The sequence below is a fragment of the Prevotella multiformis DSM 16608 genome, from assembly GCF_000191065.1.
Lineage (GTDB): Bacteria > Bacteroidota > Bacteroidia > Bacteroidales > Bacteroidaceae > Prevotella > Prevotella multiformis.
This window is the reverse complement of record NZ_GL872283.1, coordinates 522,849-539,433: the sequence shown is the minus strand read 5'-3', so window position 1 is coordinate 539,433 and position 16,585 is coordinate 522,849. Positions and strand designations below refer to the sequence as shown.

At 53.4% G+C, this 16,585-nt stretch carries 13 protein-coding genes and 1 tRNA gene; 7 read left to right on the top strand and 7 right to left on the bottom strand.

Annotated elements, in window-relative coordinates; all coding sequences use genetic code 11:
- Window positions 1-586: 586 nt before the first annotated feature.
- From HMPREF9141_RS07555 to radC, 5 genes are all read left to right on the top strand, one after another.
- Window positions 587-1,375: a DeoR/GlpR family DNA-binding transcription regulator gene (locus HMPREF9141_RS07555; protein WP_007368047.1), complete on the top strand. Its 789-nt coding sequence runs from the start codon at window positions 587-589 to the stop codon at window positions 1,373-1,375.
- Between the two features lie 29 nt (window positions 1,376-1,404).
- On the top strand, window positions 1,405-2,604 hold the full coding sequence (locus tag HMPREF9141_RS07550; RefSeq protein ID WP_007368046.1) for a 1-acyl-sn-glycerol-3-phosphate acyltransferase: 1,200 nt from the start codon (window positions 1,405-1,407) through the stop codon (window positions 2,602-2,604).
- A 6-nt stretch (window positions 2,605-2,610) separates the two neighbouring features.
- Window positions 2,611-3,300, top strand: a complete 690-nt coding sequence (locus HMPREF9141_RS07545) for a NigD1/NigD2 family lipoprotein (RefSeq protein WP_007368045.1) — start codon at window positions 2,611-2,613, stop codon at window positions 3,298-3,300.
- Window positions 3,301-3,514: 214 nt separating this feature from the next.
- Window positions 3,515-4,555 carry a glycosyltransferase family 2 protein gene (locus HMPREF9141_RS07540; protein ID WP_007368044.1) on the top strand — a complete coding sequence of 347 codons (1,041 nt, stop codon included), beginning with the start codon at window positions 3,515-3,517 and terminating at the stop codon, window positions 4,553-4,555.
- A 25-nt stretch (window positions 4,556-4,580) separates the two neighbouring features.
- Window positions 4,581-5,279 carry a RadC family protein gene (gene radC / locus HMPREF9141_RS07535; protein WP_007368043.1) on the top strand — a complete coding sequence of 233 codons (699 nt, stop codon included), beginning with the start codon at window positions 4,581-4,583 and terminating at the stop codon, window positions 5,277-5,279.
- A 1,027-nt stretch (window positions 5,280-6,306) separates the two neighbouring features.
- Here radC and HMPREF9141_RS07520 read toward each other — a convergent pair.
- The 4 genes from HMPREF9141_RS07520 to argS all read right to left on the bottom strand — a co-directional run bounded on the left by HMPREF9141_RS07520 (window position 6,307) and on the right by argS (window position 10,626).
- Window positions 6,307-7,596, bottom strand: coding sequence for an L-cysteine desulfidase family protein (locus HMPREF9141_RS07520; RefSeq protein ID WP_007368041.1), 1,290 nt, complete (start codon window positions 7,594-7,596; stop codon window positions 6,307-6,309).
- A 64-nt stretch (window positions 7,597-7,660) separates the two neighbouring features.
- On the bottom strand, window positions 7,661-8,074 hold the full coding sequence (locus HMPREF9141_RS07515) for a hypothetical protein (RefSeq protein WP_007368040.1): 414 nt from the start codon (window positions 8,072-8,074) through the stop codon (window positions 7,661-7,663).
- Window positions 8,075-8,213: 139 nt separating this feature from the next.
- Window positions 8,214-8,672 (bottom strand): RNase H family protein, encoded by a 459-nt coding sequence (locus HMPREF9141_RS07510; RefSeq protein WP_007368039.1) that lies wholly within the window; start codon window positions 8,670-8,672, stop codon window positions 8,214-8,216.
- A gap of 133 nt (window positions 8,673-8,805) precedes the next feature.
- The gene (argS, locus tag HMPREF9141_RS07505; protein WP_007368038.1) at window positions 8,806-10,626 is read right to left on the bottom strand and encodes an arginine--tRNA ligase; all 1,821 of its coding nucleotides are present in this window, start codon (window positions 10,624-10,626) and stop codon (window positions 8,806-8,808) included.
- 232 nt (window positions 10,627-10,858) lie between these two features.
- Here argS and HMPREF9141_RS07500 point away from each other — a divergent pair, with 232 nt between their 5' ends.
- Window positions 10,859-11,335 carry a hypothetical protein gene (locus tag HMPREF9141_RS07500; protein WP_007368037.1) on the top strand — a complete coding sequence of 159 codons (477 nt, stop codon included), beginning with the start codon at window positions 10,859-10,861 and terminating at the stop codon, window positions 11,333-11,335.
- A gap of 107 nt (window positions 11,336-11,442) precedes the next feature.
- Here HMPREF9141_RS07500 and metG read toward each other — a convergent pair whose 3' ends face one another.
- Both metG and HMPREF9141_RS07490 read right to left on the bottom strand, forming a co-directional pair.
- Window positions 11,443-13,506 (bottom strand): methionine--tRNA ligase, encoded by a 2,064-nt coding sequence (gene metG, locus HMPREF9141_RS07495; protein WP_040554674.1) that lies wholly within the window; start codon window positions 13,504-13,506, stop codon window positions 11,443-11,445.
- A gap of 634 nt (window positions 13,507-14,140) precedes the next feature.
- Entirely contained in the window at window positions 14,141-15,232 is a 1,092-nt protein-coding gene (locus tag HMPREF9141_RS07490) for a mannose-1-phosphate guanylyltransferase (RefSeq protein ID WP_007368035.1), read from the bottom strand.
- Window positions 15,233-15,419: 187 nt separating this feature from the next.
- Between HMPREF9141_RS07490 and HMPREF9141_RS07485 the strand changes: the two genes are divergently transcribed.
- Window positions 15,420-15,501 (top strand) — tRNA-Leu (locus HMPREF9141_RS07485).
- Window positions 15,502-15,601: 100 nt separating this feature from the next.
- On the opposite strand, the gene HMPREF9141_RS07480 is transcribed toward HMPREF9141_RS07485, so the two are convergent.
- On the bottom strand, window positions 15,602-16,585 hold the full coding sequence (locus tag HMPREF9141_RS07480; protein ID WP_442512536.1) for an ISAon1 family transposase: 984 nt from the start codon (window positions 16,583-16,585) through the stop codon (window positions 15,602-15,604).

The following is a 16,585-nucleotide window of genomic DNA, read 5'->3' as shown; positions in this document are numbered from 1 at the left end:
GCAAACGGAGAAGAGAACAAGACACAGCAGCAGGATCCGCAAACAACTTGTTTACAGCAGGATACAATGCGATGTATGAAAACCGGGACACCTTTCTCCTTCCCTTATCTCTGCGCTTATGACCTGCTTCACCGCCAGGCGCCAGCCTCCAGCCTGCTTTATTCTGCAGACGGACTGTGACAGGACATGCGTGCGAGCCCTCAGCACAAGGGGTGTCTGCCACCAGCACAAGGGGTGCCTGCCACCAGCACGAGGGGTGTCGGGAAGCGGCAGGGCAGCCCCGTTCCATTCGTCCATATCGTAAGAAGCGGAGACCGCCTGATACGGAAAATGCCTGACAGACAGCAAGGTATGCAGAACATTAAAGCTCCTGACAGACGAAGCTTCTTGAATCCATCGTCCCCGGGCTTTCTGCCCCTGCCGGATTGCCGTCCGGTCCCGTTCGGAAGCTGAAACTGTTAATCTTCTGTTAAACGGACGTGAACGGCCTTGCCTGTCGGTTTATTTTGGCTATATTTGTACAAACTCTTCTAAACGGCAAAGCGAGACGGATTTCTACTGAAAGCTGCCGGAAAACTATGTTGACATGACAAAAGAAGACAGACAGAACGCCATTCTCGAGCAGCTTCTGGCACAGGAGTCCATACTGGTCTCCGACCTGGCGGTTTCCCTGGATGTGTCGCTGGTCACGATCCGGAAAGACCTGACCGAACTGGAGCGGGCAGGGAAGCTGTACCGGAGCCACGGCAAGGCCATCCTCATCAACCCCTTCACCAACAACCGGTCGGTGAACGAGAAGGAGAAACTGAACGCTGAAGAAAAACAGCTTATCGGGGCTGAAGCCGTCAAGCTGCTCACAAAGGACGATTCCATCATCCTCGCCTCCGGGACAACCATCCATGCGCTGGCCTGCAACATACAGCCGGCAGGACGGCTGACAGTCGTGTCGGCCTCCCTGCGCGCCACGATGACGCTGACCGCCAACGACAACATCGACATCATACAGCTCGGAGGCATGGTCAGACACAGCAGCGTGTCGGTCGTCGGACAGTACAGCATGGAGATCTTACAGGGCTGCTCGTTCAGCAAGCTCTTCCTCGGCGTGGACGGCATCGACCTCGACTTCGGCATCTCGACCACCGACATGCGGGAAGCCGAACTGAACCGGGTCATGATGCAGGCAGCACAGAAGACCGTCGTCCTGGCCGACTCCAGCAAGTTCGGCCGGCGGGGCTTTGCCAGGATCAGCAGGCTGGAAGACGTCGACATCATCATCACCGACTCCAAAATACCGCAGACGGTGGCGAAGAAGATAGAGGAAACGGGGATAGACCTCATCATTGCGAAGTCGGCCGGCATAGAACAAAGGACATAAACAGAAAACATACCAATTCACTTACGATTATGAAAATACCATCAGAGTTTGACCCTATCCGTCCGTTCGAGCCGGAGGAGTTGCCGGCTGTCTACGACCGGATCCTTGCTGACAAGCAGTTCCAACAGGTGCTGGCGTATCTCTACCCTGATGTACCCAAGGAGGCGCTGGCGCAGAAGATGCACGCCTGCAAGACCAACCTCGACTTCCAGAAGGCTTTCTGCTATCCGTTCCTCCAGCGTCTCGTCACGAAGCTGAGCCTGGGGTGCAGCATCGATGCGGTGAACATCAACACACGGAACCGCTACACCTTCGTCAGCAACCACCGTGACATCGTACTCGATTCCGCCTTTCTCGACAAGCTGCTCCTCGACGTGGGCTTTGCGACCACCTGCGAAATCGCCATCGGAGACAATCTCCTCTCGCAGGACTGGGTGCGCGACCTGGTACGCATCAACAAATCTTTCACCGTAGAGCGTGCCCTCCATTCCGTGGAGATGCTCCGTGCCAGCAAGCGCATGTCAGAGTACATCCACTTTGCCATCGCCGAGAAAAAGGAGAACGTATGGATCGCCCAGCGGCAGGGGCGCGCCAAGAACTCCAACGACCTTACCCAGCCGGCCATCCTGAAGATGATGGCGATGGGCGGCGAGGGTACGGTCATCGAAAGGCTGAAGCAGCTGCACATCGTGCCGCTGGCCATCTCCTATGAATACGACCCATGCGACTACCTCAAGGCGCGCGAGTACCAGCTGCGGCGCGACGTTCCGTTCTGGAAGAAGACGGCCGAGGACGACATGGAGAGCATGCTGGTAGGCATCAAGGGATACAAGGGACATATCTTCTACAAGTGCGCCTCCTGCATCGACGAATGGCTCGACACGGTGGACGGGGAACAGCCGAAGAACAAGCTCTTTGACGAAATCGCCGCACACATCGACCACGAGATCCACTGCAACTACAGGCTTTATCCGGTCAATTACGCGGCACTGGACATGATTCAGGACACACGTGTCTACGAGGAGTATTACACGCCTGAAGACTATCAGGACTTCGAGCATTATCTTGAAGGGCAGATTGAGAAAATCGACATTGAGAACCGTGATGACAAGTTCCTGCGCACCTGCCTGCTGACACAGTATGCTTATCCTGCCAAGAACTACATCGCCGCATCGCCTGAGAACGGGCGTTTTAAATCGCTGCTGAACCGTCTTACCTTCAAGAAGTGATGCCCCGTGGACGGATTCAGCAAGAGATTTCACGGCATCGTGACGATGGTGACGGCACTCGTGTCGTTACTCATCCTCTCCGCCTGCGACCATGACTTTTACAAGACCGGGGACAGTGACCTGTCCTATCTCCACACCGATTTCGTCGAGGCCAGGACAAACAGTGCGTCCGCCTTCATCTCCGCACGTACGGATGACGGCGCACAGCTGACCCTGCAGCCGGCATTGAAAACACCGTGGGCGACAAAGGGAGACACCGTTTACCGTGCACTGCTGCATTATAATAAGGTGGAGAAGGGTGTGACGGAACCGGTCGGCATCAGCCCGGTCGCCGTCCTGCACATACGTCTCTCCATCGATCTTCCGCAGGTACCGGCCGATCCCGTGACCTTTGAGAGTGCGTGGGTAAGCCGGAACAGGAAGTATCTGAACCTCGGACTGAAGCTGAAGACAGGACAGAGCAGCGGAGCACGGGCCGTCCAGTCATTGGGCATCGTCTGCAATTCTGTCCGCCGGCAGCCCGACGGCGGCCGCACCTTCTATCTGCAGCTGTACCATCAGCAGAATGGTGTCCCCGAGTACTACAGCACCCGCGTCTTTGCAAGCATTCCCCTGGCGGACCTGAAAGAGAAGGATTCCATCGTCCTGGACATCAATTCCTACAAGGGAAAAGTCAGGAAACGCATCGCCTTCTGACCGGAAAGAAAGGATAAGCCGGCTCTCCCCGCAGGTCGTCCAGGCAGCGGACATACGTGCGCCGTCTGCGGCGAGGCCTTACGGAACAAGGCCGGAGAGGAGTAGTTTCCGGGTACGGCCTCCGGCGGAGGACAGCATATCAGGAGGGAGTCCTCTGAATAGAAGCCGACAGTCTGCCTGTCATTTACAAACAAAGTGTCATCTTTGCCCTATTATGAAGTACAGCATCATCATTCCTGTATTCAACCGGCCGGAGGAGGTCGACGAACTGTTGGAGAGCCTGCTCGGACAGGAGGAAAAGGATTTTGAAGTCGTCATCGTGGAAGACGGCTCGCAGATTCCATGCAAGGAGGTCTGCGGAAAGTATGCGGACAGGCTCGACCTGCATTATTACCAGAAAGAGAACTCCGGCCCCGGACAGAGCCGCAACTACGGTGCAGAACGTGCCGGCGGAGACTATCTGCTCATCCTCGACTCTGATGTCGTACTGCCGAGGGGGTATCTTCGTGCAGTCAGCGAAGAGCTGGACCGTAAGCCGGCCGATGCCTTCGGAGGCTCCGACCGTGCGCACGATTCCTTCACCGATACCCAGAAGGCCATCTCCTATTCCATGACTTCCTTCTTCACGACCGGCGGCATCCGGGGCGGCAAGAAGAAGCTCGACAAGTTCTATCCCCGCTCGTTCAACATGGGCATCCGCCGTGATGTCTATCAGGAACTGGGCGGTTTCTCCAAGATGCGCTTCGGCGAAGACATCGACTTCTCCATCCGCATCTTCAAGGCGGGCAAGCACTGCCGTCTGTTTCCCGAAGCATGGGTATGGCACAAGCGGCGCACCGACTTCCGCAAGTTCTGGCGGCAGGTCTACAACTCCGGCATCGCCCGCATCAACCTCTACAGGAAATACCCCGAATCGCTCAAGCTCGTCCATCTCCTGCCGATGGTGTTCACCGTGGGGACGGCTCTCCTCGGCCTGCTTGTCCTCACGGGCATTCTCCTGCTGTGCTTCCCCGGTACAAGAGCGGAAGGATGGTGTCTCCTCCTGACAGGACTGATACCGCTGCTGCTGTACAGTGCCGTCATCTGCACCGATTCCGCCCGTCAGAACCACAGTCTGAAAATCGGACTGCTCAGCATCCGTGCGGCGTTCACCCAGCTCACCGGCTACGGCTGCGGATTCATCAGTGCCTGGTGGAAACGCTGCGTATGCGGTAAGGACGAGTTCTCTGCATACAACAAGAACTTCTATAAATAGAGTCCATCAAGACGGATGCAGGATTATGAATGAGGAACTCAACCGGCTGTCCATCAACCACTGGGCGGAAGCCGACCGACCGCGTGAGAAGCTCGAAAGGCTGGGAGCGGCAGCGCTCAGCGATGCCGAACTGCTTGCCATCCTGATCGGCTCGGGTACTGCGGACGAGAGTGCCGTTGACCTGATGAAACGCATCCTCAACGACTGTAAGAACAATCTGAACACCCTGGGAAAACTGTCCATCCGTGACCTGACGACCTACAAAGGGATCGGGCCGGCAAAGGCAATCAGCCTCCTTGCGGCCTGCGAACTGGGGAAAAGGCGGCAGAATGCCGCTGCCGAGAAGGCTCCGCTGCTGGACAACGCCAAGAAGGTGTATCAGTTCATGCACACGAAGATACAGGATCTTGACATTGAAGAGGGCTGGATGCTGATGATGAAACAGAACTTCCGCCTCATTGAGGCAAAGCGCATCTCCATCGGAGGACTCACGATGGCACCGGTAGACATACGGCTCATGATGAAAGAGGCACTGCTGAAAAACACCACCATACTGGCCTTCTGCCATAATCATCCAAGCGGAAGCACGAATCCGAGCCGGGAGGATGACAAGCTGACGACATCCATCCAAAAGGCATGCAGCGTGCTCCACATTCATTTTGCAGACCATGTGATACTTGCTGACGGCAGCTACTTCTCCTATCGGGAAGAGGGGGAGCTATGACCATGGGGGGCGCGTAAGGGAGAGAATATACCTAATAAAGGGTGTTCAGAAACGGGATGATGCATGTTCTTTTCTTTGACCCATACCATGAAAATAATCCATACAGATAATAAATAAAGCAGCTCTGATAGGGCTGCTTTATTTATTTCCATCAAATATGACAGGATCTCCCACCGGCATCAAAAGTACTTTCCCTTTCGGTCCTTTCACTCCGGGAAATATGCAGAATCCGCTTTTAAAAGACCGGAGACACATCTCAACAAACAAAAACAAACGGCTGAAAAGGGTTCTTCCGTTAAATGCGTAGATTAGAAATAGAATAAAGGCTTATATACTTGCAGGGGATGACCATTCAAAACCAGATGGTCTTACAAAGGAGGACAAACTACAGGATGAAGTGCAGGAAAGGAAAATGGATACGATGCCTGTCCATCAGCATTTCTTTCCGTCTTCCGCAGACAACTTTTTCCCATATCACCGGTGTTTGTAAACTGTTTTCATGCACTACAAGCTGGCACATGGTCTTCTGGCTTCTAAAAGATGCCTGATTGACCTGCAACAGGTGCTCTCTTAGCGTGTTACCAACGCCCTTTTGAAGTCCAATCAAGCACCTTTTACGAACGACTTGATAACCTACTGATTGACTGCTGGTTACAAACCCACTTTTTGCACGTGTATTTTTATATCTGAAGATGATCTGTCTGAAATTGTGTAATGGTTTTTCAAAATATTATCAGTGTCTTCACGTATCAAAATGAAAAAGTCTTTGTATCGGAGGATGATAACAGGATAGACAAGTTGACAGTCTTGGCCATGTTTTGTTGAATGAATCACTTCGGTTCTTCCGTTCAAGCTATACGAAAAGCATTCACGCATTGAACGGAAGAACCCTAAAAAGGACTTGTCTTCATGGAAAGAAATATCTTCTTTCCATGAAGACAAGCATGAAAAACACGACAGGAAATCATTTCTTACCGTGAAGAGGGAATCACAGGAGATGCGGAATCAGGGACGCAGCGCACCCTGCTCAATTGCACTTATGCGTCATGATATTCAGCACCATATCATCGGTGTTGCACATCGCTTCCTTACCGATGCTGGTCAGATTGCGGATGGACTTGTCGACATCTTCATCGATGATTCCCTCGGCTGCCGTCACGTGTTTGCCCTCCATGGACAGGGTGGCGGAAAGGATAGCCGTGGAGACACCGGACGAAATCTTCAGCGAACAGCTGGGCTTGGCACCGTCGCAGATCATGCCGGTAAGATTGGCTATCATATTCTTTACCGAATGGCAGACATTCACGTAATCACCTCCCATCAGATAGGTGATGCCGCAGCTGGAACCGATACTTGCCACCACACAGCCGCAGAGGGCCGACAGCGCACCGAGGCTCTGCTTGATGTAGATGGCGGTAAGGTGACTCAGGACGAGCGCACGGATGAGTTCTTCCCGCGTATTCTCGTTCTCCTTGGCAAAAACGGCTACCGGATTGGTGGCACAGATACCCTGGTTGCCGGAACCGCTGTTGCTCATCACAGGAATCAGGGCACCGCCCATGCGGGCATCGCAGGCAGAAGCTGTCTTGGCTATGATGTGCGAATAGATGCTGTTCCCGAAGATGCCACGGCTCAGCGGACGGTCCATGATCTTCCCCAGGCAATGCCCGTAATTTCCCTTCAATGCCTCCGCCGCTGCACGGAGATTGTAGCGTTTGGCTTCCAGGATGAAGTCTATTTCCTCCACCGGAGCAGTTGTGGCAAACTCCCATACCGTACGGAGATCCAGACAGAGCTGCGCAGTATCAGCAGCAGCCGCACTCGGCTTCAGTCTGTCGAGCAGGACTTTCCCGTCGGTCTCTTCGAAGACAATGTTCGTATGGCTGCCGCTGATGACGGCCGTCGCACAGTGCCCGGCGGTTTCACAGCAGACTTCTATATACAGTTTCTCCGTGATACCTTCCTTCAGCTTGATGTCAATCCGGTCCTCACCGATGAACCGTTTTCCGGCTTCCAGACTTTCCGGCGTAAGATCCTTGATGACCTCCAGCCGGTAGTCCGACTTCCCGATCAGGACACCCAGGGCAATGGCGATAGGCAGCCCGATCATCCCTGTGCCCGGGATGCCCACTCCCATGGCGTTCTTCAGGATGTTGGCGGAAAGCAGTACGCTGACTTTTTCCGGTTTCTCTCCCAGCAGCTCTGTGGCACGTGCGGCACACAACGCCACCGCCATCGGCTCCGTACAGCCCACGGCAGGGACGACCTGCCGGTGGATCAACTCGATAATCTGTTCTCTGATATTCGGCTCAAGCATAATGATTGTTATGGGTTTAGTCTGACGCTGTTATGATCACAAGGGTTATTCAGTTCCTCCGGCATCAGTGTGCCAGAGGCAGGATTTCGCCTAATTCCCGGCGCATAGCATCCATCTTCTGCCGTCGTTCGATAGAGAAAGTAGAGTCGTGCGCCTCCACGTAGTCGAACAGACAGTACGCTTTCTCCTGCAACATCTGCCGCAAGGGCTGCCCTTTGCAGCTCGCTTCGGCATACAGCAGTTCCGCAAGCATGCCGATCCGATCTGTCCGCTCGTCCTCCTTCCACTGCTCTCCGGCATATTTCAGCAGGTCGCCGACAGAGAGGTTGCGCAGGTCATCATATTCTCCGACATACTGTCTGTAAAGGTCTTTCAACTCCTTATCCCGCTTCAGGTCGTCTTCTTTCTTCACGAGAAAACGCGACACGGCAGCGTTGAATTCCTCTATCAGGCGAATAAAATAATCTCGTTGTAACATAGTAGGTTTCCGTTTATGGTACAAAAGTAAAGAAAAAAATGGTATAAATCCACTTTTCATGGAGTTTTTACACAAAAAGTCAATGGGAACGTTTCCCGGCCTGGGCTGTGAAACAGATAATACCCGCTCCTAAAGAATCTTACTTCTTCCGGCCGAAATCGGCCGGAATCTCGCCCCACTGCCTTGTCTCCCATTTGATGACAGGTGTCGTGACCTTATGGGTCTTGAGCCAATGCTCGGCACGGGCGATGACCTGATAGAGCTGTTCGGTCTCCGCATTGCGGACAAGTGTCGTCTTGCAATGCTTCTTGTTCACCCACAGGATGGCATTGTAGGAATCGCTGTAGATGACCTTGTCTGTTATTCCCTGCCGCTCCATCAAGGCCAAGGCGTGGACGATGGCAAGGAACTCTCCGATGTTGTTCGTCCCCAGCACGGGGCCGAAATGAAACACCTGCAGCCCGGTCTGCAAGTCGACACACCGGTATTCCATCGGTCCGGGGTTTCCGGAACAGGCGGCATCGACAGCCCAGGCAGCCCGTCCCTCTGAGACTGGGGAAGGCTGCGTACCTGTCCGTTGCTTGTAATCTGTTGGCATGTTATCTTGTCATGTATTCCTGGTCCGACCGTCCGGCCAGACCAGCTTCCATCGCTCATATCGCTTTCCCGGTTTTTCCTGACGGCAGTCCGTCAGGCCTCCTCCCCCTTCGGGGAGAGGGCGGGACTTTCCCTTACATTCTCTCCGGCACCTCAATGCCCAGCAGTGCCATACCGTTCCTGATGACTTTTGCCACATTCTTCGCCAAGACAAGCCGGGTGATCTTCTCGGCCTCGGTGTCAGCGCTGAGGATGCTGTAGTCATGGTAGAACTGGTTGAACTCCTTGGTCAGTTCGTAACAGTAGTTGGCGATGCCGCTGGGACTGTAGTCGATGCCTGCCTGTGCGACGGCAGTACCGAAGTCGTTGAGTTTCTGGATGAGTTCTATTTCCTTCTCGTTCAGCGGGGCATCATCGGCCAGCGATGCCGGCAGGAGGATGTCCTGCGCCGCTGCCTTGCGGAGAATGCTGCGGATGCGGGCGTAAGTGTACTGGATGAACGGACCCGTGTTGCCGTTGAAGTCGATGGACTCCTCGGGATTGAAGAGCATGTTCTTGCGTGCGTCCACCTTGAGGATAAAGTACTTCAAAGCCCCCATTCCCACGATGCGTGCTATCTCGTTCTTCTCTTCCTCGGTGATGCCCTCGAGCTTGTTCACCTTGTCTTCGCTGAGTTTCTTGGCATTCTCTATCATGGAGGCGACCAGATCGTCGGCATCGACAACCGTACCCTCACGGCTCTTCATCTTGCCGTTCGGCAGTTCGACCATGCCGTAGGAGAAGTGTACAAGATCCTTGCCCCACTTGAAGCCCAGACGGTCCAAGAGGATGGAAAGCACCTGGAAGTGGTAGTTCTGCTCGTTCCCGACGACGTAGATCATCTTGTCGATGGGGAAGTCGTTGAAGCGCATCTCGGCCGTACCGATGTCCTGCGTCATGTAGACCGACGTACCGTCCTTGCGCAGCAGGAGCTTCTGGTCCAGCCCCTCTTTGGTGAGGTCGGCCCATACGGAGTTGTCGTCCTTGCGGAAGAACAGTCCCTTCTCCAGACCTTCTTCCACCTTCTTCTTGCCGACAAGGTAAGTGTTCGACTCATAGTAGATCTTGTCGAAGCTCACGCCCAATGCCTTGTAAGTCTCGTCGAAACCGGCATACACCCAGCTGTTCATCTTCTCCCACAGCGCACGTACCTCCGGGTCGCCCTGCTCCCACTTGACGAGCATCTCGTGTGCTTCCTTGATCAGCGGTGCTTCCTGTCCGGCTTTTTCCTTGGCGGCATCAGGTGTCATGCCCTCCTTCTCATACTGTTCCTGCAACTGTCTGCACTCTTCTTTGAAGTGCTTGTCGAAGAGGACATAGAAATCACCGATCAGGTGGTCGCCCTTCTTGCCGGCCTTCTCGGGCGTGATGCCGTTGCCCCACTTCAGCCAGGCCAGCATCGACTTGCAGATATGGATGCCGCGGTCATTGACGATGTTTGTCTTCACCACCTTGTTGCCGTTGGCTTCCATGATCTGTGCCAGCGACCATCCGAGCAGGTTGTTGCGCACGTGGCCGAGGTGAAGGGGCTTGTTGGTGTTCGGTGAAGAGTATTCGATCATTACCAGCGGACTGTCTGCCGTCACCCTTTTCTCACCGAACTTCTCATCGGCATTGATGTCGTTCAGCAGTCCTGTCCATGCCGCCTGTGCGATGACAAGGTTGAGGAACCCCTTGACGACGTTGAAGTCGGCAACCGCCTTGCAGTTCTTCTTCAGGTATTCGCCCAGTTCCTGCGCCGTCTCCTCGGGCTTCCTGTGCGAGGTCTTCAGCAGCGGGAAGGTGACGAGGGTGAGGTTGCCCTCGAAATCGCTGCGTGTCTTCTGCAGCTGGATCATCTTCTCCGGAACTTCGGTTCCGTACAACTCCTTGACAGCTGCAAGTGCAGCACTGGTAATTTGCTCTTCTATCTTCATCTTTCGTTTGTCTTTTATTCTGATTGCAAAGTTACGGAAAATCAGCCGAATAACGGAGAAGCTGGATTGTTAATTCATCATTCATCCTCCCATATTCTTATTCCGGGCAGCCTCATCTCCTTGTTTCCGATCTTTCCCAACACATGTTTTTACAAAAAAAATACGAAAAACACTTTTACTTTCCATATAAAATCTTACCTTTGCAAACGATTAACTTCTAAATTAAAACAACATGACAAAGAAATTCCAGCAATGGGCGTATGCCCTTGCGGCGGGCGTGATTGCCCTGACAATGTGTTTCAGTATCAGTGCGTGCAGCAGTGACAATGACGACAACAACGGAGGTGACGGAATCAGTCCTGTCCTTTTCAGCGACTTCAATGGGACGATTGGCGTCAACTATCCATTGGGATTTACCGGCCAATTCGTAGGTTTCTCCATCCCGAAGAGCATGGCGGGAAAAGAAGTCGACCTGACGAAGCCGGGCGAATGGACTGCCGGCGGCTCCGTTGTGAAAGGACTGTACAACTATGATGAACATTTCTTCCAGAAAGGCAGCTATGTCTATCTTCGCCAGACCGGCGAGCACGAGATAGAGCTCCGCTTCAAGTTCATCTGGAAAGACGGGACAAAGGAAGGCAGCTACAAGGGCAGGATGACCACACAAAAGGATGCCCTCGACTGGGCGCACAAGCAAGGTCTGTATTAACAGACAAGACTTCCGACGGACAGGAAAATCCCTGTATCAAAATGAAACAGGCGGACAGACGAAAGGGTCTGTCCGCCTGTTTTGCGGTTTCATACAGGGCATACGCATCATCCCACCTGGCTGCCGGGCTTCACCTCGCCCAGCGTCGTCGTGACGGTGAGCGACCCGTCGGAGTTGACGGCCGAGAGAATCATTCCCTGGCTCTCGATGCCCATCATCTTGCGGGGGGCGAAGTTGGCAACGAAGAGAACGTCCTTGCCTATGAGCTGTTCCGGATCGTAGTAGGCGGCGATACCGCTGAGGATGGTACGCTCCGTACCGGAACCGTCGTCGAGGGTGAACTTCAGCAGCTTCTTGCTCTTCTTCACCTTCTCGCACCGGAGGATGTGTCCTACACGGATGTCCAGCTTCTCGAAGTCGTCGAAAGGAATCTCCTTCTTCACCGGCTCGGCCTTGTAGGCAGCCTCCTCGTTGGCCTTGCGGGTCTCTTCCAGCTTGCGGAGCTGTGCCTCGATGGCCTCGTCTTCAATCTTATCGAAAAGGAGTTCCGGTTCGGCCAGCTGCTTGCCGGCAGGAAGCAGGTCGGTAGACCCAAGCTCGCTCCAGTCGTATTCCGTCATGTTGATCATGCTGCGGAGCTTCTTGCTGCTGAACGGAAGGAACGGCTCGAAGGCGATGCTGAGGTTGGCGACGAGCTGGAGCGAGAGGTTGAGGATGGTCTCCACGCGCTTCGGATCAGTCTTCCATACCTTCCACGGCTCACACTCGGTGATGTACTTGTTGCCGATGCGGGCAAGATTCATCGCCTCCTTCTGCGCCTCGCGGAACTTGAACGCCTCGAGATAGGCCTCCACCTTTTCCTTGACATCCTTGAACTCCTGGATAGTCTGGCGGTCGACATCGTGCAGCTCGCCGCAGGCAGGAACGACACCGTCCCAGTACTTCTTCGTCAGCTGCAGCGCACGGTTCACGAAGTTGCCGTAGACAGCCACCAGCTCGGAGTTGTTGCGCTCCTGAAAGTCCTTCCAGGTGAAGTTGTTGTCCTTGGTCTCCGGAGCGTTGGCTGTCAGCACATAGCGCAGCACATCCTGCTTTCCTTCAAAGTCGCGGAGGTACTCATGGAGCCACACGGCCCAGTTCTTGCTCGTGGAAATCTTGTTGTCCTCGAGGTTCAGGAACTCGTTTGCCGGCACATTGTCGGGCAGGATGTAACCGCCGTGCGCCTTCAGCATCGTCGGGAAGATGAGGCAGTGGAAGACGATGTTGTCCTTTCCGATGAAGTGGACGAGACGCGTCTCCGGGTCCTGCCACCACTTCTGCCAGCTGCCGAAACGTTCGGGGTCGCTGTCACACAGTTCCTTGGTGTTCGAGATATAGCCGATCGGCGCATCGAACCATACGTAGAGTACCTTTCCTTCAGCCCCTTCAACCGGGACAGGGATGCCCCAGTCGAGGTCGCGGGTCATGGCACGGGGCTGCAGGTCCATGTCGAGCCAGCTCTTGCACTGTCCGTAGACATTCGGACGCCACTCCTTGTGGTCCTTGAGAATCCACTGCTTCAGCCACTCCTGATAGTTGTTCAGCGGCAGATACCAGTTCTTCGTCTTCCTGATGACAGGCTGCGAACCGGAGATGGTAGAGTGCGGGTTCTTCAGTTCCATCGGGCTGAGGTCGCTTCCGCACTTCTCACACTGATCGCCGTAGGCGTTGGGATTGCCGCAGTGAGGACATTCGCCCATGATGTAACGGTCGGCAAGGAACTGACGGGCTTCCTCGTCGTAATACTGTTCGCTCTCCTTTTCGACGAGCTTGCCGTCATCGTAGAGCTTGCGGAAGAAGTCGGAAGCGAACTTGTTGTGGGTGGGACTTGTCGTGCGGCTGTACACGTCGAACGAGATGCCGAACTCCTCGAACGAATCCTTGATCAGCTTATGATAGCGGTCGCACACGTCCTGCGGCGTGACACCTTCCTTCTTGGCACGGATCGTGATGGGCACACCGTGCTCGTCGCTGCCGCCGATGAAGACGACCTCCCGCTTCTTCAGCCGGAGATAACGCACATAGATGTCTGCCGGGACATACACGCCGGCAAGATGTCCTATATGTACACCGCCGTTGGCGTAAGGCAGAGCCGCTGTCACCGTGGTGCGCTTGAATTTCTTTTCTTCCATAAATATATGCTTGTTGTTTCTTTGCTCCAATCTGACGAATCTGTACCAAGGCGCTATTCCCCTTGCACTATACACATCCGGAAATCTGCTGCAAAGTTACTGTAAATAAGGTAAACAGCAAAGAAATTAGAGACAAAAGCCTGTTGCGGTCCATGCCGTCATCACATTTCTGCCGACTTTCCCGAGGGGCTGCCAAAACATACAGGCGGACAAAGATTGGCCTCCGCAGCCCGTGCGGTTCACCTGTCAGCAGCCATCCTACCCGGCTCTCTCAGCCGGAGGGCTACGCCTCTTAACCCGTCAGCCAGGCCTGAAAGCAAGACGAAACGCTGTCAACCAAAAACATTAGATTACGGTCTGAATCCGACTTCACGGTCGGGCGGCATGTCCCGGACGTCTGGGAATCCTGTTCCCAACGCCCGGGAACAGGACTCCCAACGGCTGGGAGCAGGATTCCCAACCGATTGGGAACAGCAGTCCCGGCAGCCGCACCATGGGAGGACTGCCCTCCAGCGGAAAAGGAAACATGGGTCTCGTCTTATCCTCTTCCGCCGCTCGTGAAGGAACCTGCGTGTGTCATAGGACAATTGAGTGTCTATAATAGACGGAAGAGGCGGGGCAGGCTCCGGAAACCTCATACATACGTCTCCCCTTTCTTCATCTGTACCTCATTGACGTATTTCCTCACCAGTGCAGAAGAATCCTCTTTTTTGCAGATAAACAGCACATTGTCCTTCTCTGCCACGATATAGCCGTCCAGACCGTTGATGACCGCCAGCCTGCCCTTGGGCAACTTGATGATGTTGTCCGTTGCGTTCTCAAGAATGACATCCGAATCGACGACGACATTGTCATTCTCGCATTTGCTCATCGCCTCGTAGAGTCCATGCCATGTTCCCAGATCCGCCCAGCCGAAATCACATTTCATCACATAGACATTGTCCGACTTCTCCAGCACCCCGTAGTCTAACGACATATTCGGATAGAGCGGGAAATTCTCCTGCATGAAGTTGTCTTCCGCCTCTATCGTGGTAATCTTTTCCTTACGCTCCTCCGTGTGCAGGAGGGAGGGGAGGACTTTGGAAAGACTCTGCCGGAAGTAGCGGGCATTGGCGAGGAAGAGACCTGTGTTCCAGTACCATTCCCTGCTGTCCATGAACATCCGGGCAAAACTCCTGTCGGGCTTCTCCGTGAACGCCTGCACCTTATATATACCGTTCGCCCCCGTATAGACACCCTTCTGTATATAGCCGTAACCGGGCTCGGGACGGGTCGGCCTGACACCCATCGTGAGCAGTGCGTCGTTGGCCTCGACAAACTGCAGTCCGTCTTCAACGTTCCGGCGGAAGTCCCCGTCGTTGACGATATGCTGGTCGGAGGGCGAAACGACGAGGTTGGCCCTGGGGTTGGACATCATGATGCGGTGTACAGCCCAAGCCACGCTGGGGGCGGTGTTCCGGTGGATCGGCTCTGCCAGGATATGCTCCATGGGGATCTCGGGGAGCTGGCCGCGGACAATGTCAAGGTATTTCCGACTGGTATTTATATAGATGTTCTCCCTGGGAAGGATGCGGACAAAGCGGTCGAAGGTCTGCTGGAGCTGCGTCCGCCCTGAACCGAAGAAATCAATGAACTGCTTAGGATACCTGTCCCTGCTGCAGGGCCAGAGCCGTCTGCCCTTACCGCCAGCAAGAATCACGCAATAGTTGTTTTGTTTCGTAGTCATTATTTGTCTAAGCTAACCTGTTTCTATCCCCAAAGATACCCTATATATATCATACCTCCAAATCTTTTTTGTTTAAATACCAAAAATCACGACGAATCATGGAACGCCCGAGATTTTGTCACTTAAAAATTTGCCGCATTCAGATTTTCTCCCTAACTTTGCACCTGTTGTTCCGACAACAATTTATGCCCAGATGGCGGAATAGGTAGACGCGCTGGTCTCAAACACCAGTGGAGCAATCCATCCCGGTTCGAGCCCGGGTCTGGGTACTATAAATCCCTTGCAAATCGCTGATTTACAAGGGATTTTTCTTTTTCGGCATGTACTAAAAGTGGGTCAGTCCTAAAACCCAGTTGCAAGCCTATCCTCTTAAGCACACAATTTCATAAGCCTATATAAAAAGAAAGGAATATCTGTCACTCCTCTGAACTGTGCCCTGAATGCCTTAACCTTAGCATTGAATGACTCGGCATTTGCATTTGTAGCTCTGTTTACAAAGAAATTGAGTATGGTTTGATAATGATTTTCAAACGTGTCAATCACTGTGTAGAAATTGTCCACTCCCAGCTCTTCAACCTCATTGAACCATTTAGCCAGCTTCAGCCTTGCAGCATCCTTGATGCTCTTGATGTTATAAATATCGGTAAGTTTCATAGCCAGCTCATATGCCTTTTTCAGTGTAGGATAATGTTCAAAGATGATTTGTGCCCTGGTTTTCTGTGCTTCAGTCCACCTGGTCTTGTGCTTGGTCAATATGAACTTTGCCCTGGCGAGCAACTGCTTACGCGTGTCACCATTGCTGTATCTAAATGGTATATATTCCTTTCCCTTACTTTTAGCTTCTTTTATCTCCTCATTCTCTTTATCTCTTGCCATCCACCGGTAAGCGATACGCATGTCATCCAGAGCATCATAATACAGTTTCTGCACATGAAACCTGTCATTGGTAATGAGTGCTTTGGGAAAAACAGAGCGGGCTATGCGCATCATCGAGGATGACAAATCGAGTGTTATCTCCTTGACAGTCTTCCGTTTAGAAAGGTTTATCTTCTTGAGAATCTGGATGACGTCCTCTGCCTTGGTCCCTTTAACCACAGCTACCAAAGTCCCTTTTCTGCCCTTTCCCGCCTTGTTGGTCAGAAAAGTATAAACCTCGCCACTGCTTAGACAGGTCTCATCAATACTTAGACTCTCACCTATGTTATTTTCAAACAACAGCCAGTCTTGAGCATGATCCAGCTGATCCCAGCTGCGGTAGTCACTGAAATGTTCCTTGTACTGTGTGGATAACTGCTTGCCATTTACGCCATAGTGCGCACCGATGCTTGCGATGCTCTCTGCAGTGGACTCAAT

Excerpts from the sequence above, each read along its gene's own strand:
- HMPREF9141_RS07555 (WP_007368047.1), top strand. The coding sequence starts at position 587 with ATGACAAAAGAAGACAGACAGAACGCCATTCTCGAGCAGCTTCTGGCA.
- HMPREF9141_RS07550 (WP_007368046.1), top strand. The coding sequence starts at position 1,405 with ATGAAAATACCATCAGAGTTTGACCCTATCCGTCCGTTCGAGCCGGAG.
- HMPREF9141_RS07540 (WP_007368044.1), top strand. The coding sequence starts at position 3,515 with ATGAAGTACAGCATCATCATTCCTGTATTCAACCGGCCGGAGGAGGTC.
- radC (WP_007368043.1), top strand. The coding sequence starts at position 4,581 with ATGAATGAGGAACTCAACCGGCTGTCCATCAACCACTGGGCGGAAGCC.
- HMPREF9141_RS07520 (WP_007368041.1), bottom strand. The coding sequence starts at position 7,596 with ATGCTTGAGCCGAATATCAGAGAACAGATTATCGAGTTGATCCACCGG.
- HMPREF9141_RS07515 (WP_007368040.1), bottom strand. The coding sequence starts at position 8,074 with ATGTTACAACGAGATTATTTTATTCGCCTGATAGAGGAATTCAACGCT.
- HMPREF9141_RS07510 (WP_007368039.1), bottom strand. The coding sequence starts at position 8,672 with ATGCCAACAGATTACAAGCAACGGACAGGTACGCAGCCTTCCCCAGTC.
- argS (WP_007368038.1), bottom strand. The coding sequence starts at position 10,626 with ATGAAGATAGAAGAGCAAATTACCAGTGCTGCACTTGCAGCTGTCAAG.
- HMPREF9141_RS07500 (WP_007368037.1), top strand. The coding sequence starts at position 10,859 with ATGACAAAGAAATTCCAGCAATGGGCGTATGCCCTTGCGGCGGGCGTG.
- metG (WP_040554674.1), bottom strand. The coding sequence starts at position 13,506 with ATGGAAGAAAAGAAATTCAAGCGCACCACGGTGACAGCGGCTCTGCCT.
- HMPREF9141_RS07490 (WP_007368035.1), bottom strand. The coding sequence starts at position 15,232 with ATGACTACGAAACAAAACAACTATTGCGTGATTCTTGCTGGCGGTAAG.